Raw genomic sequence first — 25,533 nt, forward strand, 5'->3', positions numbered from 1 at the left:
AATTAGATTATGAGTAAAATTATCGGTATAGACTTAGGGACAACAAACTCAGTAGTAGCAGTTTACGAAGGCGGAGAGCCGAAAGTTATTCCAAATCCAGAAGGTAACCGTACAACACCATCTGTCGTAGCATTCAAAAACGGTGAACGTCAAGTCGGTGAAGTAGCAAAACGCCAATCAATCACGAACCCAAACACAATCATGTCTGTTAAACGTCATATGGGATCAGACTTTAAAGTGAAAGCTGAAGACAATGAATATACACCTCAAGAAGTTTCTGCAATGATTCTTCAGTATTTGAAGGGTTATGCAGAAGAGTATCTTGGAGAAAAAGTAACGAAAGCAGTTATTACAGTTCCTGCTTACTTCAGCGATGCACAACGCCAAGCAACACAAGATGCTGGTAGAATTGCAGGCCTTGAAGTGGAACGTATCATTAACGAGCCGACTGCAGCTGCACTTGCATATGGCCTTGACAAAACAGATGAAGACGAAACTATTCTTGTTTATGACCTTGGTGGCGGTACGTTCGACGTATCAATCCTTGAACTTGGTGACGGTGTATTCCAAGTTAAATCAACTGCTGGTGATAACAAACTTGGTGGAGATGATTTTGACGATGTTATCATCGACTTCCTTGTTCAGGAATTCAAGAAAGATAACGGAATTGACTTGTCGAAAGACAAAATGGCTATGCAACGTTTGAAAGATGCTGCTGAAAAAGCGAAAAAAGACCTTTCAGGCGTAACATCTTCACAAGTTTCATTGCCGTTCATTACAGCTGGAGATGCAGGTCCACTTCACTTGGAAGTCTCGCTTTCTCGTGCGAAATTCGATGAATTGACTGCTCACCTTGTTGAACGTTCAATGGTACCAACTCGCCAGGCTATGAAAGATGCTGGCCTTACTGCATCTGAGATTGACAAAGTAATTCTTGTTGGTGGATCGACTCGTATTCCAGCAGTTCAAGAAGCAATCAAGAAAGAAACAGGTAAAGAACCATATAAAGGCGTTAACCCGGATGAAGTAGTTGCACTTGGTGCGGCTGTTCAAGGATCAATCTTAAGCGGAGACGTTACAGACGTTGTACTTCTAGACGTAACACCTCTTTCACTTGGTATTGAAACAATGGGTAACGTATTCACTAAACTAATCGAACGTAACACTACAATCCCGACTAGTAAGTCACAAGTATTCTCAACAGCTGCAGATAGCCAGCCAGCGGTTGACATTCATGTATTGCAAGGTGAGCGTCCAATGTCTGCGGACAACAAAACGCTTGGTCGTTTCCAATTGACGGACATTCCGCCAGCACCACGTGGCGTACCACAAATCGAAGTAACATTCGATATTGACAAAAATGGTATTGTTACAGTTAAAGCGAAAGATCTTGGAACACAGAAAGAACATAATATTACAATTCAAGCAAGCTCAGGTCTAACTGACGAAGAAATCGAACGCATGGTGAAAGATGCAGAAGCAAATGCTGAAGCAGACCAAAAGCGTAAAGAAGAAGCAGACTTGAAAAACGAAGCAGACCAACTTGTATTCATGGCTGAAAAGACATTGAAGGATCTTGAAGGTAAAGTTTCAGAAGAAGAAGTGAAAAGTGTCGAAGAAGCAAAAGAAGAGTTGAAGACTGCACTTGAAGCTACTGATTTTGACGAAATTCGTACTAAAAAAGAAAAATTGGATGAAATTGTCCAAAAAATGACTATGAAATTGTATGAACAAGCTGCAGCTGAATCTGCTGAAGGCGCTGAAAATGCTGGCGAACCTAAAGACGACGATATCGTCGACGCAGATTTTGAAGAAGTAATCGACGAGAAAAAATAAATAAGAATGATCATTGACGGAAAAGTCAAAGTCCGATATTCCGGCTTTGGCTTTTCCGATTTTTATTGCGCGAACTAGACTTCAGCGCCTTGCCACTTGGCCTGTGCGAAGTGTGTCATGCAGTCGAGAGGGTTTGAACTTTATCCCTCGACATTCCCACAGGAGGTCACGATTTTAGACTGCCTTCCGTTAAATTCAGACTAGTAGATAAAGGCGAAAAATGCCTTTATCTACTAGTTTTTCGGAAGGGTTTGAAGTCTATTTCTTATACTTGTCGGGGCTGACCAGGCGCTTACGCTTTTCAGTTTTTAATGATACAATAGACGATATCCAAAGTATTTCGGGAGAGTGAAGTAATGAGTAAAAGAGATTATTATGACGTGCTTGGTATTACAAAATCGGCATCAAAAGACGAGATTAGGAAAGCGTATCGTTCGCTTTCGAAAAAATATCATCCAGACTTGAACAAAGCGGAAGATGCAGTTGATAAATTCAAAGAAGTGACGGAAGCATATGAAGTACTGAGCGACGATTCGAAAAAAGCTAATTACGACCAATTCGGACATACTGATCCGAACCAAGGTTTTGGCGGTGGTGGCGGAGCTGATGGATTCGGTTTCGATGATATATTCAGTTCGTTTTTCGGTGGAAACACACGACGCCGTGACCCGAATGCCCCGAGAAAAGGGGACGACTTACAGTATTCGATGAACATCGACTTCATGGAAGCTGTTTTCGGGAAGGAAACGGAAGTTGAAATACCGAGAGAAGAAGACTGTGATACTTGTGATGGTTCAGGCGCTAAAAAAGGTACTTCACCTAAGACATGTACACACTGTGGTGGTTCGGGACAAATCAGTGTTACTCAAAACACGCCGCTTGGCCAAATGGTCAACCGTCGAGCGTGTCAGCACTGTAGAGGAACTGGTAAAATAATTCCTGAGAAATGTTCAACTTGTCACGGAGCAGGTAAAGTGACGAAAAGGAAGAAAATTAAAGTAACGATTCCTGAGGGAGTCGATGATGGGCAACAGCTTCGGGTATCTGGACAGGGAGAAGCTGGCCATAAAGGTGGACCTTCTGGCGATTTATATATCGTATTCCGCGTTAAGCAACATGAGAAGTTTATTCGTGAAGACGATGATATCTATTTGGAGCTCAATCTTTCCTTCCCGCAAGCATCACTGGGCGATGAAATTGAAGTGCCGACTGTCCAAGGTAATGTGAATTTGAAAATCCCGGCAGGCACGCAAACGGGAACACGATTCCGCTTAAAAGGCAAGGGTGTTAAAAACGTCCATGGTCGGGGAATTGGAGATCAACACGTTATTGTCAAAGTGATGACGCCTAAGAAAATGACAGAAAAACAGAAAGAACTGATGCGTGAATTTGCTGCGATTAGCGGAGATTCACTTGACGAGTATTCAAGTTCACTGTTCGATAAAATCAAACGTTCAATTAAAGGTGACTGAAAGGAATGAATTCATTTGAAGTGGTCGGAAATTTCTATTCATACGACGCATGAAGCAACGGAAGCGGTAGCGAATATTTTACACGAAGCAGGTGCAAGTGGAGTCGTTATCGAAGATTCAGCAGATCCAAGTCGAATTCACGAAGACCAGTTCGGTGAAATTTGGGCACTTGACAAGAACGACTTTCCAGTGGATGGTGTTATCTTAAAAGCATATTTACCTGTCAATAGTTTCATTATTGAAACGGTGAAAGATATTGAACAATCAATCAGTAGCTTGTCAGAGTTCGGAATAGATGCAGGTGAGAATACTATTCAGACAAATGAAGTTGATGAAGAAGATTGGGCAACTGCTTGGAAAAAATACTATCATCCCGTCAAAATTTCTGGCCGCTTTACAATTGTACCGACATGGGAAGAATATGAACCTGTCGAATCAGATGAATTGATCATTGAGCTTGATCCTGGCATGGCATTTGGAACGGGTACGCACCCTACAACTGTTATGTGTTTACAAGCGCTTGAAAAATATGTGAAACCGGGAGACACGGTTGTTGACGTGGGGACAGGTTCAGGTGTGTTATCTATCGGGGCGGCACTTCTAGGTGCTTCCCGTGTTCACGCACTTGATTTGGATCATGTTGCAGTTGTTGCCGCAAAAGAAAACATTGAACTGAATCATGTTGAAGAAACGGTGGAAGTGAAGCACGGTAATCTTTTAGATTCTGTAAAAGAGCCGGCAGAAATTATCATCGCGAATATCCTTGCAGAAGTAATCATTTCCTTCTCACAAGATGCATATTCAATATTACCGGAAAATGGTTTGTTTATTGTTTCGGGAATCATTGGACAGAAACGTGATCTAGTTAAAGACGACCTGATTAGCAAAGGATTTGAGATTGTAGAATCTGTACTTATGGAAGACTGGGTTGCTATCATCGCTAAAAAAAGGAGCGTGTAACGATTTGCAACGCTATTTTTTGCAATCACCTTTTGATGAAGAAGGCAACGCAACCATTACCGGAGATGACAGCAAACATATCGTACGTGTTATGCGTATGACTATCGATGATGACATCATTGCTGTTACAAACGGGGAAGCTTTCGTTTCCACGATTAAGGAAATTTTGCCAGACGGTGTCCTAATACAGCGCAAAGAAGCAGCTCTTCAGGCAAACGAAATGCCTGTCAAAGTAACGATTGCCTGTGGTCTACCTAAAGGTGACAAACTCGATTTAATTGTACAAAAAGGAACGGAACTCGGGATGGTAGGGGTTTTTCCATTTCAAGCAGAAAGATCTATTGTTAAATGGGATGATAAAAAAGGTGACAAAAAAGTTGAACGACTTCGCAAAATTGCTAAAGAGGCTGCGGAGCAATGTCATCGTACAGTTATCCCGGAAGTGCGGAATCCATTCTCGGTTAAGCAGTTAATCGCTGAATCAGAAAACTTTGATGTCCTCCTATTCGCTGATGAAGAAGACGCAAAAAGTGGGGTTCCACATAAGATTTCAGACCGTTTGAAAAATGTGCATCATGACCAAACGGTGCTTGTTGTATTTGGACCTGAGGGTGGATTGTCTAGGACAGAAGCCGAAACACTACGTTCAGCAGGATTTTTACCGATAGCATTAGGTCCGCGAATACTGCGGACGGAAACAGCACCACTGTATTTATTGTCCGCAATGTCATACGAATTTGAATGAAAGAGGTGAGCAGCTGATGACTTCGGTCGCGTTTCATACGTTGGGCTGCAAAGTGAATCATTACGAAACCGAGGCAATCTGGCAACTTTTCAAAGAAGCCGGTTACGACCGCGGGGATTTCGAAAAGAACTCTGATGTTTATGTCATTAATACATGTACTGTAACGAATACCGGTGATAAGAAAAGTCGGCAAGTTATCCGTCGCGCTGTTCGGCGAAATCCGGACGCTGTCATTTGCGTAACAGGTTGTTATGCGCAAACTTCCCCTGCGGAAATCATGGCGATTTCCGGGGTAGATATCGTAGTTGGAACGCAGGATCGAACGAAATTACTAGGACTCATTGATGATTTCTGCAAAGAACGTCAGCCGATTAATGCAGTCCGCAATATCATGAAAAATAGAATCTATGAAGAACTAGACGTTCCTACATTTATGGATCGTACACGTGCATCCCTAAAAATTCAAGAAGGGTGCAATAACTTCTGTACGTTTTGCATCATTCCATGGGCACGCGGACTAATGCGTTCACGTGACCCGCAAGAAGTCATTCGTCAAGCGCAACAACTTGTTGATGCGGGCTACCTTGAAATTGTATTAACGGGTATACATACGGGCGGTTACGGTGAAGATTTGAAAGATTACAATCTTGCTCGTCTGCTCCGTGACCTTGAAACGCAAGTAAAGGGGCTGAAACGTTTACGTATCAGCTCAATCGAAGCGAGCCAACTGACGGATGAAGTGATTGAGGTTCTTCGTGATTCAACAACTATCGTCCGACATTTGCACATTCCCGTTCAGTCCGGCTCAGACACGGTTCTGAAGCGTATGCGAAGGAAGTACACAATGAAGTTTTTCGCTGAACGTTTGGCTAGACTTCGCGAAGCGCTACCGCAACTCGCGATTACTTCAGATGTTATCGTCGGTTTTCCAGGTGAGACGGAAGAAGAGTTCGTTGAAACATATAATTTTATTCGTGATCACCGATTCTCAGAATTGCATGTGTTCCCTTATTCAAAACGGACAGGTACGCCTGCCGCAAGAATGGAAGACCAGATTCCTGAAGATGTGAAAAACGAACGCGTTCACCGCCTGATTGAATTGAACAATCAGCTGGCCAAACAATATGCGTCTACTTTTGAAGACGAAGTGTTAGAAGTCATTCCAGAAGAGAAATATAAACTTGAACCGGATAGCGGTCTGTATGAGGGTTATTCAGATAACTATTTGAAAGTTGTTTTCCCAGCCGATGAGTCAATGGTTGGTAAAATAGTTCGTGTTAAAGTTGCTAAAGCAGGTTATCCATATAATGAAGGGCAGTTTGTCCGTGTTGTCGAGGAAGAACCGCAACTTGTTTAAGAATTATATAAAAGCTGTTTCTACTTGAGTTTGAGTAGAAACAGCTTTTTTCGTGCAGAAATGACTTGTTCTTGATATGATGTAAGAAGTACGGACAACTCGAGGGGGTATTCATTTGAATAAAGATCTTGCAACTTACATTGATCATACATTATTGAAGGCTGACGCAAAGAACAACGAAATCGTAGCATTGTGTGAAGAAGCACGGAAATATACGTTTGCATCAGTTTGCGTAAACCCAACATGGGTAAAAACAGCAGCAGCAGCACTAGAAGGATCACCTGTTAAAGTATGTACAGTAATTGGTTTCCCTCTAGGAGCTTCAACTCCTGAAGTAAAAGCGTTCGAAACTGGGGATGCAATTACAAACGGTGCAGATGAAATCGATATGGTTATCAATGTAGGCGCACTTCGTGGTGGTGATGATGAAATTGTGAAAAAAGATATTGAAGCGGTTGTTAATGCTGCAAAAGGAAAAGCAATTGTCAAAGTCATCATTGAAGCATCCCTTTTAAGCGATAAAGAAAAAAGGAAAGCATGTGAACTATCTGTCCTTGCAGGTGCTGATTTCGTGAAGACATCGACAGGCTTCTCAACTGGCGGTGCGACAGTAGAAGACGTGAAGTTAATGAGAGCTGTTGTTGGACCTGAAATGGGTGTTAAAGCTTCAGGCGGTGTCCGTAACTTAGAGGATATGAAGAAAATGATTGACGCAGGAGCTACAAGAATTGGTGCCAGTTCAGGTGTATTAATCATGCAGGGCTTGGAATCCAAATCTGATTATTAATTTAAAGTTTTATATTGACCTATAGTTAAATCCGCGGTATAATTTATGAGTACATGGCACTTGGTCATGTTCTAGAAGTGTGTTTGGAGGGAGGGACAAGAGATATGTCGAAAACTGTTGTTCGTAAAAACGAATCGCTTGAAGATGCTCTTCGCCGCTTCAAACGTACTGTATCCAAAAGTGGAACAATACAAGAGGTAAGAAAGCGTGAGTTTTATGATAAGCCAAGTGAAAAACGTAAAAAGAAATCTGAAGCTGCAAGGAAACGTAAATTCTGATTTCCTGTGGTGATGAGTTCGACTTTGTTTTGAATCTAAAATTTAGTAAACCGGAAAATCCTTTATGGGTTTTCCGGTTTATTTGTATTAGAGATAAATTGAACAAATGAATACCTATATAAACTGAGCGAAGGCGCATTACAAGTGGGGCCGAAGCTGCTTGGTTTAAGGCGGTAGGCATCCCAAAGCACCATAGAGGATTTAATGGAATATCTTTATTTCAACATTTATAAGATAAAACAAAATTTTTTAAGTTAAAGTGAAACTTCCGAGCAATTGAAACGTATATAGGGATATACTAGAAATTATAAAGAGAGGTGAAAAATACTATGCATAAAATGATAGGAAGGACACTCCTGTTCATTTTATTCGTTTCTGTGTTCGCATTTCCACTCTTAGAAACAGGAGCAGCAACTTCGACAGTCTACAAAGTTCCAGTCGAAGACGTTGTTGAAAAAGGATTATATGCCTTTTTACAGCGTTCATTCGAAGAAGCGGAAGATGCGGGAGCCGAGGCCATCATCCTGGAAATTAATACACCGGGTGGATTTACCGATGCGGCTGACCAAATCGCAAAGCTAATGGATGAGAGTTCTTTAAGAGTAATCGCTTACATTAATAATAAAGCAATCTCTGCTGGTGCTTTCATAGCGCTTTATGCTGATGAAATCTATATGTCACCTACTGCAACAATGGGAGCAGCACAAGTAATCGATTCTGCTGGAAATGCGGCGGATGTCAAAGCCCACAGTGTATGGGTTGCAGACATGATAACCGCTGCTGAGTCGCATAAACGAGAACCGAAATATGCTGCAGCAATGGCAGAACCTGAAAATAACCTACCTGAATATCGGGCAGGAGTTGGGAAGCTGCTAACGCTTAAAGCGGATGAAGCAAAAAAAGTCGGTTACAGTAATGGAACAGTTGGGTCTTTCGATGAATTGCTAAAAGAAACAGGACTTGAAAATGCGGAAATCATTTCAACAAAAGAAACATTTGCTGAGAGTATTGCACGTTTCGTCACACACCCGATCGTTGTACCAATCCTCTTATCAATCGCAGGATTAGGGTTTGTACTTGAATTATACTCACCGGGATTTGGTGTACCGGGATCAATGGCCGCTATATCGTTGGTTTTATTCTTTTACGGACATCTTGTTGCGGGGCTTGCGGGTTACGAAACGATTATCTTGTTCCTTATAGGGGCTGGTCTGATCGTAGCGGAAATCTTCCTGCCACATGGTATAGCAGGGGTAATTGGATCGCTCGCAATTATTGGAAGTATTATTATGGCGGGCGGCAATCCGATGTATATGGCGATTTCTGTCCTTATCGCGGTTGCTATCGCTGTTATAGGGATGGTGATTATTATGAAGTTTTTCGGTAAAAAATTGCACTTGCTTAACAAGGTTGTGCTAATGGATACAACTGATACGGAAAGTGGTTATGTTTCAAATGTGAACAGGTTTGAATTACTTGGACGCATTGCAAAAACAGCTACACCGCTTAGACCATCTGGAGCAATAGAGCTTGATGGCGAACGAATTGATGTCGTTTCTGAAGGAAGCTACATCGGCAAAGGAATAAGTGTTATTATTGTTAAGGTTGAAGGTTCCCGGACAGTAGTGAGGGAATCAAAAGAGAAAGGGGAGAATGAATAATGCCAGCATTAGCAGGTTCAGCAAGTTTAGTAGGTATTGTAGCAATCGTAGTTATCGCAATAATTGTCTTGGCCGTATTTTTCACACTCGTCCCTGTAGCGCTATGGATTTCCGCCATGGCAGCAGGAGTAAGAGTAAGTATCTTCACACTGATTGGTATGCGTCTCCGCCGGGTTATCCCGAGCCGGATTGTCAATCCGCTAATTAAAGCACATAAGGCTGGACTCGATGTAACAATTAACCAGCTTGAAAGCCATTACTTGGCTGGAGGGAACGTAGACCGTGTTGTTAACGCCCTAATCGCTGCACATCGTGCAAATATCGAGCTTACATTTGAACGTGCTGCGGCTATCGATCTTGCAGGTCGTGACGTTTTAGAAGCAGTTCAAATGTCCGTTAACCCTAAAGTTATTGAAACACCATTCATCGCCGGTGTGGCAATGAACGGGATTGAAGTAAAAGCAAAAGCGCGTATTACAGTACGTGCAAACATCGACAGACTTGTCGGTGGTGCTGGTGAAGAAACCATCGTTGCCCGTGTTGGTGAAGGTATCATCTCGACAATTGGTTCATCTATCGACCATGCAAAAGTATTGGAAAATCCAGATATGATTTCTCAAACTGTCTTAGCAAAAGGTCTTGACTCAGGTACTGCATTTGAAATTCTATCGATTGATATCGCAGACGTTGATATCGGTAAAAACATCGGTGCAGAACTTCAAACAGAACAAGCGATGGCTGATAAAAACATCGCACAGGCAAAAGCAGAAGAACGCCGCGCAATGGCTGTTGCAAATGAGCAAGAAATGAAAGCGAAAGTTGAAGAGATGCGTGCGAAAGTTGTCAGTGCTGAAGCGGAAGTTCCGCTTGCTATGGCAGAAGCGCTACGAAAAGGTAATATTGGTGTCATGGATTATGTGAATTACAAAAATATCCAAGCAGATACAGGAATGCGTGATTCAATCAGTAACTTTGGTGCAGATAAGGAATCTACAGAAATTAAGAAGAACTAATACTTTAAAAGCCATTTCCTGGAAAGGGGATGTACTGAATGGATGGACTCATCCTATTGATTATCTCCCTAGTCGTTGGCGTACTATTCAACGGTAAGGGAAAGAAAAATTCACCTGAAAAGGGCCCACAGCCTAAGCCGTTCACGGCAACAGGTAGCGCTCCAGAAGGTCCGACAGGTAAATTAAAAGAGATGTATCGCGAATTGCAGAGAGAAATGGCAGGAGCAGATGCGGAACCGCCTAGCCGCCAGCAACCAAGGCAACAGCAACAAACAACAGTAACGGTTCCCCCTTCACCTGAAGTAGTACCACCTGCAAGACCGACTGCTGATAGAAAAGAACGTACTAATTCGTCAGTGAATCGTCAAATCGACCGCCCCGATTCTTCTCTGAATCGACATAGTGGAAGATTATCTGCACATGGTGGTCAACGTCCAACTGTGTCTGTTATACAATCGCATAATTTATTGCCGAAAAAACAAGAGGACTTGCTGAAAGGCATTGTGTTCTCTGAAATTTTTGGTCCACCAAAATCAAAAAGATAAGCATTGACCCCCTATCCAAATCATACGATGTGGATAGGGGGTTTTATATTTTGAGGAAACTATTTCAGACCGGTTCATCAGTTACAATTGAAGATTTCTCGTCATTACGGATTAACGGCCCTTATGCATTGTTGAAACTTGGCCCCGATTTCGCAATCATCAGCAGTGGGGAATACAGGATTGAGGCGATAGGTACTGATTTAACCGTTGAAACGTTATCAGAAGAAGTCGCTGTTTTCACTTTCACTTCTATTACTGCCATGAATGTGACGACAGGTGCAGAAAAGGAAGCGCTGCACGATGCGTAAACGATATGCTGTCAAAATATCAGGCGATGGTAACCTTTCGGAATTTCTAACTAAACTTGTAACAATTGGGACGAAAATAACATCGCTATCAGTTGTAGATGGGGTAGCACGTTTTCGAACAGATCGTAGCGGGCTTCGTGCGATAAGACGTAATAGAAGGCGTTATCAATTAAAAGTGAAAATATCGATTGCGAATCTTGAATCAGGCTCAATCGGACTTTTCACATCAAGCCGCTTTCTCATCGCATGTCTCATTCCTTTTGTGGCCTCTTTTTTTCTTTGGAAAGTAGATGTCGAATCGGATATGCCAGAAGTTGTGGACAGAATTGAAAAGAAACTTGAAAAAAACGCTATCGTTTTGTTAAAACCCTTAGCTTTAATTCCTGATGAAGGTGAAATTCGTCGCGAGCTCATGCTTGATGATCCAGCTTTGTCATGGGTTAGATTTAAACGAGTGGGTACGTCTCTGACCGTTATTCCGATGTTATCACCCCCTACAACAAATATTGTTGAAGAAGAAAAGCTGTCTTCTCACCTTGTAGCCCGCACAGGCGGCGTTATAACACGATTTGAGCTAGAAAAGGGGGAGCGGGTGAGTCATATTCATCAGACCGTTAAAAAAGGGGACTTGCTAGCTACAGGTATACTAGAACAAGGAGGTAAAACGACAGTCGTCGGAGCAGACGGGGCTGTTTATGCGGATTATTGGGTGGAATACACTTTTACCCTTCCTAAAAAAATAAAATTTCAGTTACAGGGCGAAGAGATTGTAAATTATTCTTTTAACCTCCCGTGGAATCATCAAGGTGAAGAAGCATGGTCTCCAAGGTCTTTCGTCAAGACAGAAAGACTTATAGAAGAAGCCGCAGGGCAGTTTGAATTGATTGAAGGCATGGAGGAAACGGTAATAATTCCCTTGTTAAAAAACAAATTATTGTCGGAATCTTTTTCACAAGCAATAATTAAAGAGGAAAAAGTTTTACACGTGACATTCGATAATGATAAAGTTAGTGGGACTATATTGTTTCTTATCAATGATAATATCGCTGTCAAAAAACTGATTCCCAAGGAGACTGAGCCTATTGGATGAGCAAATGATTCAACTGCATGTTGAAGACCCTAATGAAACAGTAATGCTTCTCGGAATTTCTGATCAGAATATGAAATTGATTGAAGAACAGTTGAACGTATCAGTACTGACTAGAGGCGACACGATTTCCATAAGTGGCGATGAGGAGAATAGGAATTCAGCTAAAGTCCTGTTGGAACAGTTATTAAAAGTAATCCGTAAAGGCATTAATATCAATCAACGTGATGTCTCAACAGCACTCGAGATGGTGAAAAATGGCACAATTGAATACTTTGCTGAGCTGTATGACGAAGAAATTTCAAGGAACATGAAAGGAAAAGCGATTCGTGCAAAAACAATCGGTCAACGTGAGTATGTTAGTGCGATTCGATCACAGGATCTTGTATTCTGTATTGGACCGGCGGGAACCGGAAAAACGTACTTAGCGGTCGTACTAGCTGTTTTAGCGATGAAGACGGGTTCTGCGAAGCGAATTATCCTTACGCGTCCCGCAGTCGAAGCAGGAGAGAGCCTGGGCTTCCTCCCAGGTGACTTGAAAGAGAAAGTTGACCCATACCTGCGCCCGTTGTATGACGCGTTACACGATGTCCTGGGGGCGGAACAAACAGATAGGCTTATGGAACGGGGAGTTATCGAAATTGCACCACTCGCTTATATGAGGGGACGAACACTCGATGACGCATTCATTATTCTCGATGAAGCACAGAATACGACAAAAGCACAGATGAAAATGTTTTTAACACGTCTCGGCTTCGGGTCGAAAATGGTTATTAACGGCGACAAGACGCAAATTGATTTGCCGAGAGGAACTGAATCTGGTTTAATCGCTGCAGAATCAATCTTAAAAAAAGTTGGAGCTATTCACTTCCAATACTTAGAGCAAGGTGATGTCGTTCGTCACCCACTTGTTGCAAAAATAATTGAAGCATACGAACAGGAGCAGTCATAGAAAGTGACTGCTTTTTCTTTAGAATCATCGCCGCTCTGATTATAGCTATAGAGTAGCAGGGGGAGAGATTCCAATGTTCAAACCAATTAGGAAGCTATTTAAATCACTTAAATTCAATTATTTTTCCTTGTTTTTAATCGGATTATCCACTATACTTCTTTTTTCTTTCATGTATGGCAGTGTGAAAAAAGAAACATATGAATTGAAATCTTTTCAAATTGCACCTGATACCATCCGTTCCTCAAAAACGGTTGAGGATACAGTGAAAACTGAACAGGATAGAGAGCGTGTAGCTAATGAAGTAGGCCCTTCCTATGTATTTTCAGAAGACGTTGTAAAAAATAGACAAGCAATCGCGACGTCCTTGTTCGATTTTCTAATCGAAGTAAAAAACTCAAATGAGCCAAGTCAAACTGAATTAGAAAACCCTGTTGATAATACTGAAGAACTAGTTTCAGAAATGCGAATTAAACTTTCCAGTCTGGAAAAAGAAGAACCTAGTCTGCGACTTAGTGATGACGCATTAACTAGTCTGTTATCCCTAAAAACAGATGCTTTGCTAAACGCGCAAAGCGTATTGGTCGGAGTATTAGGTGAGGAACTTTCGAAACCTATACGAACAGCGGATTTAGCAACCGTCCGCTATGAAGTGGAACGGAAAATTAGGCTTACAGAATCGATTTCACCATCAATCTTACAGATACTGATAACACTTAGCCGATCACTTGTTGTAGAGACGGAATCGATTCATGAGGATATGACAAAGGCTAGGATCGCACAGGCGAGGGAAAGCGTTGAGCCCACACGTATTTTGCAAGGACAAGTAATAGTTCGAGAAGGGCAACTCATTGACAAAGAAATATTCAGGCAGCTAGAACTTGCAAGCGTGTTGTCGAATCAGTCGTCTGTGAAACCACTTGTGGGTCTCATCTTATTTGTCCTCTTTATTGGTGCAATTATTTATATGCATTTCCTTTCATGGAGTGATAATGGAGTCATGAAGAAAAAGGCATTGCTCATTGTACTGGCTGTCTTTTTCCTGCTCGTAATCTTGATGAAACTCATTTCCCTTATTGAAAAGGACTTTGATGTTCTGTTAGCATTCCTATTTCCGACAGCGCTCGCACCTATGCTTATTAAGTTATTGACAAACGAGCGACTGGCACTAATGACGACAATTATCACAGCGGGAACAGCGGGAATTCTTCTTCAAGAAGGTTATGCATCAATCATTCAGATGGAGGTAACACTGTACATACTTTTCGGAGGAATTGTGAGCTTGTACTTACTTGGTAACAACGGCAGACGTTCGAATATTTTAAGGACAAGTTTAGGGGTTTCTGTTTCAAACATAATGTTCATCGCGTTTTACCTTTTGATGACACAGTCATCTTACGATTTGACGGAATTAGTGTATTATATGATAGCAGCAATTGTTTCCGGTATTTTGTCGGGAGCCCTTACAATCGGACTTATGCCATTTTTTGAGTCTGGATTTAGATTGTTATCGGATATGCGCCTTATCGAACTTTCTAACCCGAATCATCCGCTGTTGAAAAAAGTGCTTACTGAAACACCAGGCACTTATCATCACAGCGTTATGGTTGCAAATCTGGCTGATGCAGCGTGTGAATCGATTGGGGCAAATGGACTTCTTGCGAGAGTCGGAAGTTATTATCATGATATTGGAAAGACACTTAGACCCGGTTTCTTTATTGAGAACCAGCATGCTGGACAAAATCCACATGATGCATTGCCACCAGAAAAAAGCAGAGATATTATTATTGCGCATGCAGAAGATGGCGCACAACTTCTTGAGAAGCATAAAATGCCAGTAGAAATAATCGATATCGCTCGTCAGCATCACGGAACGAGTACGTTGAAATATTTTTACTTTAAAGCGAAGGAATCTGGGGAAGATATAAAAGAAGAGGATTTCCGTTATGCAGGCCCAAAACCTCAAACGAAAGAAATCGCGATCATCTCAATTGCTGATAGTGTTGAAGCCGCTGTGCGATCAATGAAAGAACCGACTTCAGAAAAAATTACAGCTCTCGTACAATCTATCGTGAATACTAAATTGAATGATGGCCAATTCGATGAATGTGATCTTTCAATGAAGGAATTAAAAACTGCTGAAAAGATTATCTGTGAAACGTTAAACGGGATATTCCATAACCGGATCGAGTATCCGAAGTGAGTATGAAGGGAGATAATATAGATGTTGGAAATATATTTTGAAGACGAAACCGCTAGAGTCGATGACAAAATCGAGGATTTAATCCGAAAGCTATTAAGTCATACCGCTAATGAAGAAGGATTGTCGGGTGAAGTGGAAGTTTCTGTAACATTCATGACGGATTCAGACATTCAAGAAGTAAATGCAACATATCGAGGTAAAAATGTACCAACGGACGTCATTTCATTTGCGCTTGAAGAATTGACAGAAGGAGAAGTGGCAATTGTCCCCACAGAAGGCATGCCAACCGCTTTAGGTGATATACTGATTTCAGTGGAAACAGCTGAGCGACAAGCTGAGGAATACGGACATGATTTTAATCGTGAAATCGGATTTCTTGCTCTTCATGGCTTCCTTCATCTTCTGGGGTATGATCATATTACTGAAGAAGATGAAGCAGAGATGTTAGGCAGACAAAAGGAGATTCTCGCATCATTTGGACTTAAGAGGTGATAAGCCGATGCGGAAATTTATGCAATCGTTTGTATTCGCCTGGAATGGAATCCGCCATGGTATACTAGCGGAACGAAATACTAAATTGCATTTGTTGGCTACAATTATCGTCATTCTAGCTGGAATACTGACAGGACTATCTCAATATGAATGGTTCATTGTTGTCATTTTGATCAGCGGGATGCTTGCGCTTGAATTGATGAACTCAGCGGTTGAACGTGTCGTTGATCTCGTTACAGATGTACGTCATCCGTTAGCGAAACAGGCGAAGGATCTTGCCGCAGGAGCGGTATTAATGTATGCAATAGGCAGTGCAATTATCGGGCTAATTATTTTTCTCCCGAAATGGTTTAATTAAATTGAAGAGGTGTTTGTGTGGATATAGAAAAATTAATTAACGAATCAAAGCTCGCACGGGAGAAAGCGTATGTCCCGTATTCAAAATTCCCAGTCGGAGCCGCACTATTGGCAGAAGACGGGACTATCTATCACGGCTGTAATATTGAAAACTCCGCTTACAGTATGACGAATTGTGCAGAACGTACAGCGTTTTTTAAAGCGATTTCCGATGGCGTACGTAGCTTCAAAGCGCTTGCAGTAGTTGCAAGTACGGAAGGTCCTGTTTCACCGTGTGGAGCGTGTAGACAAGTAATCGCTGAGTTTTGTGATGGCTCGATGCCAGTTTATCTCACAAACTTAAATGGGGATGTAGAAGAAACAACAGTAGCGAAATTACTGCCAGGCGCTTTTTCAAAGGAGGATCTTTCATATGCAGCAAAACAATAAAGGGTTCAAATCGGGATTCGTCTCGATTATTGGACGTCCAAACGTCGGGAAATCGACATTTCTAAACCATGTAGTCGGGCAGAAAATTGCCATTATGAGTGACAAACCCCAGACGACACGAAACAAAGTACAAGGGGTTGTAACGACTGACAAATCCCAAATTATTTTCATCGATACACCGGGAATTCATAAGCCAAAACATAAGCTTGGCGATTTCATGGTAAAAACTGCGCGTAACACGTTAAAAGAAGTAGACATAGTCATGTTTATGGTCAATGCGGACGAACCGATTGGTCGCGGTGATCGTTTTATCATCGACTTGTTAGAGGGTTCTAAGACACCCGTATTTCTAATCATTAATAAAATTGACCTCGTCCATCCGGATGAATTATTTAAAATTATCACTTCATATACATCCGAGTATGATTTCGCTGAAATCGTGCCAATATCTGCGCTAAACGGCAATAATGTAGATCGACTTCTCGAAACGATGAATAAATACTTGCCAGAAGGACCGAAATATTATCCTGATGATCAAGTGACGGATCACCCGGAACGATTCATTATTTCTGAATTAGTTCGTGAGAAAGTATTGCATTTGACGAGAGAAGAAATTCCGCACTCAATAGCTGTTGTTATCGAGAAGATTGAACGCGAAGAAGGACGGGAAATGGTAAATGTTAATGCAACAATTATCGTCGATCGTGATTCTCAAAAAGGCATTGTCATCGGTAAAAAAGGTGCCCTGCTAAAAGAAATCGGAACGAATGCTAGACGTGATATTGAAATGCTACTTGGCTCAAAGGTATTTCTTGAGCTGTGGGTAAAAGTGCAGAAAGACTGGCGCAATAAACCAGGACATCTGAAGGAATTTGGATTTAGGGACGACGAATATTAATCAAGTGTTTACGGTTTAAGTTTAAGGACTATATATGCTGAAGTATTGAATTTTGAATCTGGTACCAGGTACGTATTTGAATACAGCTTAGGTGCCTTACGGGATAGAAAAGGAAAGCAGTCTTTAAGTTCGCGATGTCGTGTCGCAAAGACTGCATGACCTGTATCCTGCAGGCACAAGTGGTATTCAATGGAATCATTCATTCAACTCATATAGACAATGGAATTGGGGTGATTGCTTCGCTGAACAAATGGGAAGGGATCATTCTAAGAGGCATTCCGTACGGTGAGTCCAATAAAATTGTCACGCTGTTTACTCGTGAAGGCGGTAAGATGACGGCGATGGCCCGTGGAGCGAAGAAGCCAGCGAGTCGCTTAGCGGCTGTGACGCAGCCCTTCACACACGGTTCATTCTTAATTCGTACTGGAAGAGGGATGGGGTCGCTTGAACAAGGTGAGCCCATCGATTCAATGCGACATATTCGTGAAGACTTGGAAGCTACAGCCTATGCGAGCTATGTTGTTGAACTGATCGATAAGTTGACAGAGGATAATGAGCGTATTGTTGGTATATATGGACTGTTGTACGATGCGCTTCATGCCATCAATGAGCAATATGATCCTGAAGCCATTGCATTATTCGTCGAGTGGAAAATGTTGCCAATAGCTGGAATTCATCCGATACTCCATCAATGTGCAAATTGCGGGGCGACAGAAGGCGAATTTGCTTTTTCGTTCATGCAAATCGGATTCGTTTGCCATCGGTGCTTCCATGTAGATAAGCATGCGATTAGAATTTCACCGAGTCAATTGAAATTGATCCGGACATTTTATACGGTTCCTATCAACCGAGTCGGTAATTTGACGTTGAAAAAGACGACAAAAGATTTCATGAAAAAACTTGTCCGTACAATATACGATGAGCAAGTAGGGATTCGATTAAAATCGAGATCATTTCTTGATCAGCTCGACTCTACACCCGAACTGTTACCTAGAAAAGAAAAACCAAAAGAGAGTGGCGAATAGTCCTCTTTACTATAAACCCCGAATCTGGATCCTATGAAATAGAATCCAGATTCGGGGTTTTTGAATGTAAATAATTATGACGCTTTATTGACACGTTCGAAACCATTAAAACGCGTGCCTTGGAAAGATAGCATGCCTACATCGCCATCAGCGAGCATGCCATATTGGGGACCGTTTACAGCTAATTCCATGCGGTCACCGCTTTCTACTTGAAACGTAGCATAATACCAAGTACTTGCCGATGAATCACCGGATCCGCCAGAAGTCTCAGTTCTTTTTGTGACAACTTCGGCTGGTACTTTCAGTTTCGGAGAGTTATTATTTGAATTCCACGTTCTGATAGATTTCACAAAAATGAAGATAATAAAACTGAAAACGATAATTGCAACCACGCCGATAAAGATAGGAATAAACGTAAACATTGCATCTCCAAATGGTGAAAACATGTACAAAACCCCCTATGTATATTGAATTGTTGAATAGGTTTAATACGTTTTATTTTCTAAATAGTTTCAAAACTACTTTGATATTTTTCTTGTCTATCTTTATACTATATGAAAGAGAGGGAGATCCGTCTATGAAATACATAAAAATAGTTCTTCAAATCATAGTCTTATACTCTTTTGTCTTGCTTGGGAACTGGCTTCAAGATTTACTTCATTTACCACTTACAGGTAGCATTATTGGACTGTTACTTTTGTTGGCGGCCCTTTCATTAAAATTATTTCGGCTTGAATGGATTGAATCGGGCTCTTACTTCCTTTTATCTTATTTGCCACTATACTTTATCCCTGCGACTGTCGGGGTGATGGAATACGGACATGTCTTTACGGGAAAAGGATTTTTGTTAATACCGATCACAATGATTAGTACGTTTTTGACGATGTGGATTTCTAGTTATACGAGTCAAGCTCTTGCCAAGAAATCAGCTGGAAAGGGGGAAGCTTCATGCAAATAATGATGTATTCTATCCTCTTTGTCATTATAACGATAGCCGTTTATCTTGCTATGAACTTACTATATTTTAAATATCGCAAAGCGTTTTTCATACCCATACTGACAACAACAATTGGCATTATTTTAATTCTCGTTCTTTTCAAAGTCCCATATGAATCGTATATGCTCGGCGGAAAGTGGATTGACCTGTTACTGGGACCAGCGATTGTATCATTGGCCATTCCTTTATATAAACAAAGGGAATTAATCAAGCAAAATATGCTCCCTATAGTAGGCGGTGTATTGACAGGCGTCCTTGTAGGTATAGCAAGCGGTGTGCTTTTTGCAGAACTGGTTGGGTTCTCAAAAGAAATCGTTCTTTCCATGTTGCCGAAATCGATTACAACACCTATAGCCATTGAAATTGCTTCGGCATTGGGAGGAGCAACTTCGCTAACAATTGCCTTTGTCATGATTGCAGGGTTTACCGGTATCGTTCTAGGGCCCACATTTTTGAAATGGTTTCGCATCGATACTGCAATCGGTCGTGGCATTGGGTTAGGGGCAGCAGCTCATGCTCTAGGTACGTCGAAAGCGATTGAAATTGGGGAGCAGGAAGCTTCTTATAGCTCAATTGCAATGACGCTATCCGCAATTATTGGGTCTATCGTTGGACCAGTTATGGCTTGGATATTTTATTGAATGGCATAAAATCTAAAGGGGGAATTAGACATGTTTTCATATAAAGTGGATGATCAAATAGCAATTGAGTTATTACAGCAAAAAGACAAAGAGGAATTGTATAATTTAATTGATGATAATAGGGAACATCTGCGCAAATGGATGCAGTGGGTAGATAAAAGAACATCGTCAGAAGACTTTGAAACCATCATTCCAATGTGGATAACCAATTATGCGAATAATAATGGATTTGATGCAGGCATTAGATATAACGGAAAATTGGTAGGGATGATAGGGCTGCATTTTGTAGATTGGAAAAACAAGTCGACCAGTATAGCTTATTTCTTGTCCGAAGAAGGCCAAGGTAAAGGAGTTATTACGAGGAGTGTCAGTTCATTGATGAAATATCTTTTTGAAGAAATGAATATGCATAGAATTGAAATCCAGTGTGCAGGTAATAATTTGAAAAGCATTTCTGTCCCAACCCGATTAGGCTTTGTTCAAGAAGGGATTAAACGTGATGGGCAATGGCTATATGACCATTACGAAGACTTAATTACTTTTAGTATGCTGAAGAGTGACTGGGAGAGAAAATAATAACAGGCAGAAAAAATGGGTCCTTTATAGGGAGTATTAGTTGGAAGGATTAGATGAAAGAGTGGTCTTGAAGTAAAACCACATAATCGGATATGGTCAGTATTGAAAATTGAAACTTATATTCTAACGTAATCGTAGAGTCATCTGCTGTTTTAAATTACCAAAAATATCTTTTTATATCATTAGGTGGACAAGGGGAGGCGGATTTTATGTTCTTTCTTCAAATGTCAGGTTTTCCTGGTTCAGGGAAGTCAACTCTTGCCAGATTGCTTTCAAAAAAAACGGGTGCAATTATCATAGATCACGATATTGTAAAATCATCCTTATTAAAGTCTTTGGAATCTAACAAGGTAGCGGCTGATACAGTTGGTAAAATTTCGTACGATATTGAATGGGCAATAATAGATTTTCATTTATCTCAAGGACTAAATGTAATATTTGATAGTCCCTGCTTTTATACGGAGATGGTTGAAAAGGGTGTAGGGTTGTCTAAGAAGCATAATGTCAGGTATAAATATGTGGAATGTTATCTAAATGATATTAAAGAGATTCAAACTAGACTAAAGGAACGTACACGGATGATTAGTCAAGTAAGTCAGGTTAATTGCGAAATTGCATTCCAAGAACAAGTGGATGCTAGTAAAAAGCCTATTAACCTGGAATGTTTAGTAGTTGATTCTGGTAAGCCAATAGACAGTTACATAGACAAGGTTGTTTTATATATTAATAATCACACGTGTTAATTAACTAGCGTCGCATGAATAATAACTGGAATTCCGGTTTTTATTCATGCGACGCTATTGGTGTACGATGTTTGAAAATTACATTTTTTGTGCTAATCTTTATGTGAGAGGAGGCGTTGGGGGTGAATAGAAACAAAATGAAAATGTCTGTGTTTATAATATGTATCTTTTTTATATTATCAACAACATTTTTTATGCTCTTCAATAATAACTCTAATTATCAAGCAAACAAACTTGAGATGACTAAATGCTTTGATAAGAAAGCGGGTATAAGCGTTGTCGTAGAGAAAAAATTCTTGATATCCAATACTACTGTTTCTTGTGAAGAAAATTAACTTGATTTTAGACCTCTTTGTTGAGGTCTTTTATGACGTACATCTCATTAACTCAATTGTCGTATTATTGGATTTTTGATATGTTCAATAACCGTCTAGTAAATAAATAGGAGTTGCTATTTTGAGGAAATTGAAAGTACATGTTGTACAAGTACTGCCAAGAAAGATAATAGCTGCAGCGATTTCAGGTTCTATTTATGCAATACTTTTTGCACTGGTGAAATCGAACATCTATGAGAGTAATGGGCATTCGCCTTGGCAGTATGTAGAAATGATTGTAGTTACAACGATAGTATATATGCTATTCAGTTTTCCGGTCATTTTCCTATATGGATCGTTATCTTCTATAATAAGCGACTTACTTTCATCTGTTTTATCGAAAAATGGGTCTGTAAAGTTGGAGTTCTTGCTTTCATTACTTTTTCATTTGATTTTCGGATTACTATTGCTTTGGACAAGTCTTCCTACGGCTATCATTTACTTTATAATAGACAGATATTTAAGGAAGAGAAAAATTCTGTATAAATGGAATGAAACTTATAAAATCCTACTTATTCCAATCGGTTTATTCCTATTGTACGTAATGATTTTAGTAGTCGGAGATTTCACTGTGAACTGGAAGGACTATATGGTTTTTTGATTCATTATCATCGTTAATTCATTTGGAGAAATGAGGAATAAGTTATGGTAGTTATGTTAGAAAAAGCAATTGAATCTGATGCGTACTCTATTTTTGATATTCAAGTAAATGCATTTACACCTTTACTTGAAGTTTATAAGGATTACGATACTAATCCGGCGAATGAAACGATTGAAAAAATGAGAGCAAGGATAAACAATCCTTCGGGCGGATTTTATAAAATAATAGTCGATACTATCCTTGTTGGTGCTATTAATGTCTTATGTAAAGAGAATACTCAATTTTGGATCAGTCCACTATTTATTCTACCGGAATACCAGGGACAAGGAATAGCCCAAAAAGCAATAACACAAATAGAGAGAACTTTTCCTCAAGCAGCTAGTTGGGAACTAGCTACTGTAGCGGAAGAAAAACGTAATTGTTATTTATATGAAAAGATGGGCTTCGCAAAAACAGGTGAAATTAAGAGAATAAATGACATTATGACACTAGTTTATTATAAAAAGCTTGTATGAAACTTGTATATTAACTTAGCTAACAGAAAATGATGGATGGGGTGGAGCTCATAGGAAGTTTAACGATGAATATAGCACTGATCCTCATTTGTACGTTTTTCATTGCTAGTATTATTGCTATATTATCTTCTATAAAAAAAAATAACATTCGTAATAAACCTAGCAGTGCTGTTGTTATTGTGATTGCTTTACAAGTACTTGTCTTCATATTATTCTTTGCCAATATCTTAGCCAACCTACAGGAAGAAGTGGTTTCTATAATATGGTGGGGGATAGTTCTAGCTGGCTTTATTGTTAGCATAAAGGATTTTAAAAATAATTCTATGGCATCCACATTGTGTATTCTTTTAAGCATTTGTTTGGCTGCCCTGAAGCTACTGCTGTTTGCAATAACCTCAATGTAAAAAGGAATGGACTTGATTCCACTTCTCGTATCGTTAGTGTTTAGGGGATTCCTTTAATGAAGAGTGTGTATAATATCACGTTTGTTTATTAACTAGATATATGTAATCGCTCCTAACTCGTTTAGTTGAGTTGTACTAATTTCAAAATAACAGAATAAATCCACTTGGGATGTTTGCCAAAAAAATAGATGAAATGTGTATTAATTTTTGACGTAGATCCACTGTGAAAAAAGAAGTAGTATAGGAGAGATATAATGAAAACCAATATTGTGGATCATATTACAGATGTTATGATTGAAAATGACTTTTCTGGAACAGTTCTTGTCAAAAATGACAAAAAAACTTTGACAGTGAAAAGTTATGGTTACGCAAATCGTTCAGAACAAATTTTAAACAGTCTCGATACACGATTTGGAATAGCATCGGGTTGTAAACTCTTTACAGCAATAGCAATTTGTCAACTTGTAGAGAAGGGGCTACTGTCTTTTGATACAAAGTTAAAAGATTGTCTTAATGATTCTTTTCCTTTCTTTGATAAGGAAATAACAATACATCACCTATTAACACATACAGCGGGAATACCTGATTACTTTGACGAGGAGTTAATGGATGACTTTGAAGAGTTATGGATTAAGAACCCAATGTATCACATAAGAAATTTAACGGATTTCTTACCACTATTTCAGAATCAACCAATGAAATTACAAGTAGGTGAAAGATTTCATTATAATAATGCTGGATATATTTTACTTGGACTAATTATAGAGCAAACAAGCCAGATTAAATTCGCTGATTACATTAAGGAGAATATTTTCAAAAAATCTGGAATGGCTGACTCGGGTTATTTTGAATTCGATTCTTTACCACCAGGAACAGCACTTGGTTATATTGACTTCCCTAATGGTACTTGGAAGACGAACATTTACTCATTGCCTGCAAAAGGTGGTGCAGATGGTGGAGCATTCGTTACCGTGAACGAGATGGATAATTTATGGGATGCGTTCATAAATAACCAATTATTAAATGGGAAATATACTCAGCAGCTACTTACTCCGTATATTAACACTAATGATGATAGTAGTTTTTATGGTTATGGCGTATGGATTGAGAAGAATGAGAATGAGATTTTCAAATATCACATAATGGGATATGACCCTGGAGTTAGTTTTCATTCTGCTTTTTATCCTAAGTCCTTAACTAAGGTGATAATATGTTCAAACAAGTCGGACGGAGCTTATGGCATTATGAAAGAAATTGAGAAAGAAATATTAAAATAATAATCAATTAAATAATGATACACTAAACTAAGATGAACAGATAAAATAAAGTTTTTTAAACTAAACATACAGGAGCGTGTAAAGGCGACACATGTTTTCTATCATTCAATTGTTGAAATAAGTAAGATTTTTTGGGGCTTTTAATTTAACGCATTTTAAAGACCGCTAATTCATATGCGAATTAGTGGTCTTTAAAATGCATTGTACCACTTAACTGAAAGGGTTATAAATCGTCTAAGTGGTGTTTTTACATTGTGGTAGTAGATTGTACCTGATGTGGTCTATTTCTTTAAATTACAATCCGTCAGTCAACGAGGATATCCGCTTTTCGTAATGCTTCTTCTGCATTTTTTATATGTACTTCATTGTCCGCCAAAATCGTATGAAGATGGATACCGCCTTCGGTCAGATTCGACAAGTAAATGGCATCGGCCTCTTTGATTCGTGTGATGAATTCTTTTACTTCATTTCGATTAGAAACCATAATTGAAGCGCTGAGATCACCATATACAGGATGCTCGATTTTGACATCTTTCACTGTGACTCCATTATCGACAAGGATATTCAGTTCTTCCATTGTCTGATCAGGTGAATGTTTGCAAACAATCGTTTTTTCGATTCTTCCCGGTGCCGTCTGTATCGGCATATAAATGTATCCTTGGCTTGTAGCAACAATTGGTTCATTTTTTGCCTTTAGCAGGGTAATATCTCCGACAATCACCTGGCGGCTTACATTTGTCATTTCTCCGAGTACTCTTCCCGTTATAGGTTTTTCGGACGCTTGTAACGTGTCGACGATAAATCGGCGGCGTTCTTCCCCAAGGATTTTTTCGTTCTCATTCATCATAAAACCACCTCACATAGCCATTTTACCATATTTCACGACTGAATCGCTGTACTTTAATTTGATGTGCTACTTTGAAAAGGGAAGCGGGTTTACGCGGGGAATTTGGAGATTCGCGGGTATTTTCTTGGAAACGCGGGTAAATCCGTAAAACCGCGG

At 40.0% G+C, this 25,533-nt stretch carries 30 protein-coding genes; 28 read left to right on the forward strand and 2 right to left on the reverse strand.

The window, feature by feature from the left end; all coding sequences use genetic code 11:
• Positions 1-9 precede the first annotated feature (9 nt).
• The 19 genes from dnaK to recO all read left to right on the forward strand — a co-directional run bounded on the left by dnaK (position 10) and on the right by recO (position 18,402).
• Positions 10-1,836, forward strand: a complete 1,827-nt coding sequence (dnaK, locus tag FQ087_RS03775) for a molecular chaperone DnaK (RefSeq protein WP_149579207.1) — start codon at positions 10-12, stop codon at positions 1,834-1,836.
• A 356-nt stretch (positions 1,837-2,192) separates the two neighbouring features.
• On the forward strand, positions 2,193-3,308 hold the full coding sequence (dnaJ, locus tag FQ087_RS03780; protein WP_149579208.1) for a molecular chaperone DnaJ: 1,116 nt from the start codon (positions 2,193-2,195) through the stop codon (positions 3,306-3,308).
• Positions 3,309-3,323: 15 nt separating this feature from the next.
• Positions 3,324-4,268, forward strand: a complete 945-nt coding sequence (gene prmA, locus FQ087_RS03785; RefSeq protein ID WP_149579209.1) for a 50S ribosomal protein L11 methyltransferase — start codon at positions 3,324-3,326, stop codon at positions 4,266-4,268.
• A 4-nt stretch (positions 4,269-4,272) separates the two neighbouring features.
• A complete protein-coding gene (locus tag FQ087_RS03790) occupies positions 4,273-5,013 on the forward strand; it encodes a 16S rRNA (uracil(1498)-N(3))-methyltransferase (protein ID WP_149579210.1) in 741 nt (246 codons plus the stop codon).
• 16 nt (positions 5,014-5,029) lie between these two features.
• The gene (gene mtaB / locus FQ087_RS03795; protein WP_149579211.1) at positions 5,030-6,370 is read left to right on the forward strand and encodes a tRNA (N(6)-L-threonylcarbamoyladenosine(37)-C(2))-methylthiotransferase MtaB; all 1,341 of its coding nucleotides are present in this window, start codon (positions 5,030-5,032) and stop codon (positions 6,368-6,370) included.
• 115 nt (positions 6,371-6,485) lie between these two features.
• Entirely contained in the window at positions 6,486-7,157 is a 672-nt protein-coding gene (gene deoC / locus FQ087_RS03800; RefSeq protein WP_149579212.1) for a deoxyribose-phosphate aldolase, read from the forward strand.
• A gap of 104 nt (positions 7,158-7,261) precedes the next feature.
• Positions 7,262-7,435: a 30S ribosomal protein S21 gene (gene rpsU, locus FQ087_RS03805; RefSeq protein ID WP_067208368.1), complete on the forward strand. Its 174-nt coding sequence runs from the start codon at positions 7,262-7,264 to the stop codon at positions 7,433-7,435.
• A gap of 329 nt (positions 7,436-7,764) precedes the next feature.
• On the forward strand, positions 7,765-9,096 hold the full coding sequence (locus FQ087_RS03810) for an NfeD family protein (protein WP_255452132.1): 1,332 nt from the start codon (positions 7,765-7,767) through the stop codon (positions 9,094-9,096).
• Entirely contained in the window at positions 9,096-10,109 is a 1,014-nt protein-coding gene (gene floA / locus FQ087_RS03815) for a flotillin-like protein FloA (protein WP_149579213.1), read from the forward strand. The genes FQ087_RS03810 and floA overlap by 1 nt, the downstream gene beginning before the upstream one ends.
• Before the next feature lie 38 nt (positions 10,110-10,147).
• Positions 10,148-10,654, forward strand: coding sequence for a hypothetical protein (locus FQ087_RS03820; protein ID WP_149579214.1), 507 nt, complete (start codon positions 10,148-10,150; stop codon positions 10,652-10,654).
• Between the two features lie 50 nt (positions 10,655-10,704).
• The gene (locus FQ087_RS03825) at positions 10,705-10,962 is read left to right on the forward strand and encodes a hypothetical protein (protein ID WP_149579215.1); all 258 of its coding nucleotides are present in this window, start codon (positions 10,705-10,707) and stop codon (positions 10,960-10,962) included.
• Complete coding sequence (locus FQ087_RS03830; RefSeq protein ID WP_149579216.1) at positions 10,955-12,052, forward strand: sporulation protein YqfD; 1,098 nt, start codon at positions 10,955-10,957, stop codon at positions 12,050-12,052. The genes FQ087_RS03825 and FQ087_RS03830 overlap by 8 nt, the downstream gene beginning before the upstream one ends.
• A gap of 4 nt (positions 12,053-12,056) precedes the next feature.
• Complete coding sequence (locus FQ087_RS03835) at positions 12,057-13,001, forward strand: PhoH family protein (RefSeq protein ID WP_370456060.1); 945 nt, start codon at positions 12,057-12,059, stop codon at positions 12,999-13,001.
• 73 nt (positions 13,002-13,074) lie between these two features.
• Positions 13,075-15,201, forward strand: a complete 2,127-nt coding sequence (locus FQ087_RS03840) for an HD family phosphohydrolase (protein WP_149579218.1) — start codon at positions 13,075-13,077, stop codon at positions 15,199-15,201.
• A 21-nt stretch (positions 15,202-15,222) separates the two neighbouring features.
• Entirely contained in the window at positions 15,223-15,693 is a 471-nt protein-coding gene (gene ybeY / locus FQ087_RS03845; protein ID WP_149579219.1) for an rRNA maturation RNase YbeY, read from the forward strand.
• 7 nt (positions 15,694-15,700) lie between these two features.
• Positions 15,701-16,051: a diacylglycerol kinase family protein gene (locus tag FQ087_RS03850; protein ID WP_149579220.1), complete on the forward strand. Its 351-nt coding sequence runs from the start codon at positions 15,701-15,703 to the stop codon at positions 16,049-16,051.
• 17 nt (positions 16,052-16,068) lie between these two features.
• Positions 16,069-16,479: a cytidine deaminase gene (locus FQ087_RS03855; protein WP_149579221.1), complete on the forward strand. Its 411-nt coding sequence runs from the start codon at positions 16,069-16,071 to the stop codon at positions 16,477-16,479.
• On the forward strand, positions 16,463-17,377 hold the full coding sequence (era, locus tag FQ087_RS03860) for a GTPase Era (protein WP_149579222.1): 915 nt from the start codon (positions 16,463-16,465) through the stop codon (positions 17,375-17,377). Before FQ087_RS03855 ends, era begins: the two co-directional genes overlap by 17 nt.
• A 233-nt stretch (positions 17,378-17,610) precedes the next feature.
• Positions 17,611-18,402 carry a DNA repair protein RecO gene (gene recO / locus FQ087_RS03865; RefSeq protein WP_483315854.1) on the forward strand — a complete coding sequence of 264 codons (792 nt, stop codon included), beginning with the start codon at positions 17,611-17,613 and terminating at the stop codon, positions 18,400-18,402.
• Between the two features lie 74 nt (positions 18,403-18,476).
• Here recO and FQ087_RS03870 read toward each other — a convergent pair whose 3' ends face one another.
• Complete coding sequence (locus FQ087_RS03870; RefSeq protein ID WP_149579224.1) at positions 18,477-18,848, reverse strand: DUF2500 domain-containing protein; 372 nt, start codon at positions 18,846-18,848, stop codon at positions 18,477-18,479.
• Between the two features lie 131 nt (positions 18,849-18,979).
• Here FQ087_RS03870 and FQ087_RS03875 point away from each other — a divergent pair, with 131 nt between their 5' ends.
• The 9 genes from FQ087_RS03875 (at position 18,980) to FQ087_RS03915 (ending at position 24,530) form a co-directional block, all read left to right on the forward strand.
• Complete coding sequence (locus FQ087_RS03875) at positions 18,980-19,360, forward strand: CidA/LrgA family holin-like protein (protein WP_149579225.1); 381 nt, start codon at positions 18,980-18,982, stop codon at positions 19,358-19,360.
• Positions 19,351-20,040 carry an LrgB family protein gene (locus tag FQ087_RS03880; protein ID WP_149579226.1) on the forward strand — a complete coding sequence of 230 codons (690 nt, stop codon included), beginning with the start codon at positions 19,351-19,353 and terminating at the stop codon, positions 20,038-20,040. Before FQ087_RS03875 ends, FQ087_RS03880 begins: the two co-directional genes overlap by 10 nt.
• Before the next feature lie 30 nt (positions 20,041-20,070).
• Positions 20,071-20,616, forward strand: coding sequence for a GNAT family N-acetyltransferase (locus FQ087_RS03885; protein WP_149579227.1), 546 nt, complete (start codon positions 20,071-20,073; stop codon positions 20,614-20,616).
• A 209-nt stretch (positions 20,617-20,825) separates the two neighbouring features.
• Positions 20,826-21,359, forward strand: a complete 534-nt coding sequence (locus tag FQ087_RS03890; protein WP_149579228.1) for a P-loop nucleotide/nucleoside kinase family protein — start codon at positions 20,826-20,828, stop codon at positions 21,357-21,359.
• A 122-nt stretch (positions 21,360-21,481) separates the two neighbouring features.
• Positions 21,482-21,694: a hypothetical protein gene (locus tag FQ087_RS03895; protein WP_149579229.1), complete on the forward strand. Its 213-nt coding sequence runs from the start codon at positions 21,482-21,484 to the stop codon at positions 21,692-21,694.
• Between the two features lie 121 nt (positions 21,695-21,815).
• Positions 21,816-22,334 carry a hypothetical protein gene (locus FQ087_RS03900; protein ID WP_149579230.1) on the forward strand — a complete coding sequence of 173 codons (519 nt, stop codon included), beginning with the start codon at positions 21,816-21,818 and terminating at the stop codon, positions 22,332-22,334.
• 44 nt (positions 22,335-22,378) lie between these two features.
• Complete coding sequence (locus tag FQ087_RS03905) at positions 22,379-22,849, forward strand: GNAT family N-acetyltransferase (protein ID WP_149579231.1); 471 nt, start codon at positions 22,379-22,381, stop codon at positions 22,847-22,849.
• A 65-nt stretch (positions 22,850-22,914) separates the two neighbouring features.
• Entirely contained in the window at positions 22,915-23,253 is a 339-nt protein-coding gene (locus FQ087_RS03910; protein WP_149579232.1) for a hypothetical protein, read from the forward strand.
• A 254-nt stretch (positions 23,254-23,507) separates the two neighbouring features.
• A complete protein-coding gene (locus FQ087_RS03915) occupies positions 23,508-24,530 on the forward strand; it encodes a serine hydrolase domain-containing protein (RefSeq protein ID WP_149579233.1) in 1,023 nt (340 codons plus the stop codon).
• 304 nt (positions 24,531-24,834) lie between these two features.
• On the opposite strand, the gene FQ087_RS03920 is transcribed toward FQ087_RS03915, so the two are convergent.
• A complete protein-coding gene (locus tag FQ087_RS03920; RefSeq protein ID WP_149579234.1) occupies positions 24,835-25,374 on the reverse strand; it encodes a transcription repressor NadR in 540 nt (179 codons plus the stop codon).
• Between the last annotated feature and the right edge of the window lie 159 nt (positions 25,375-25,533).

The sequence above is a fragment of the Sporosarcina sp. ANT_H38 genome, from assembly GCF_008369195.1.
GTDB lineage: Bacteria > Bacillota > Bacilli > Bacillales_A > Planococcaceae > Sporosarcina.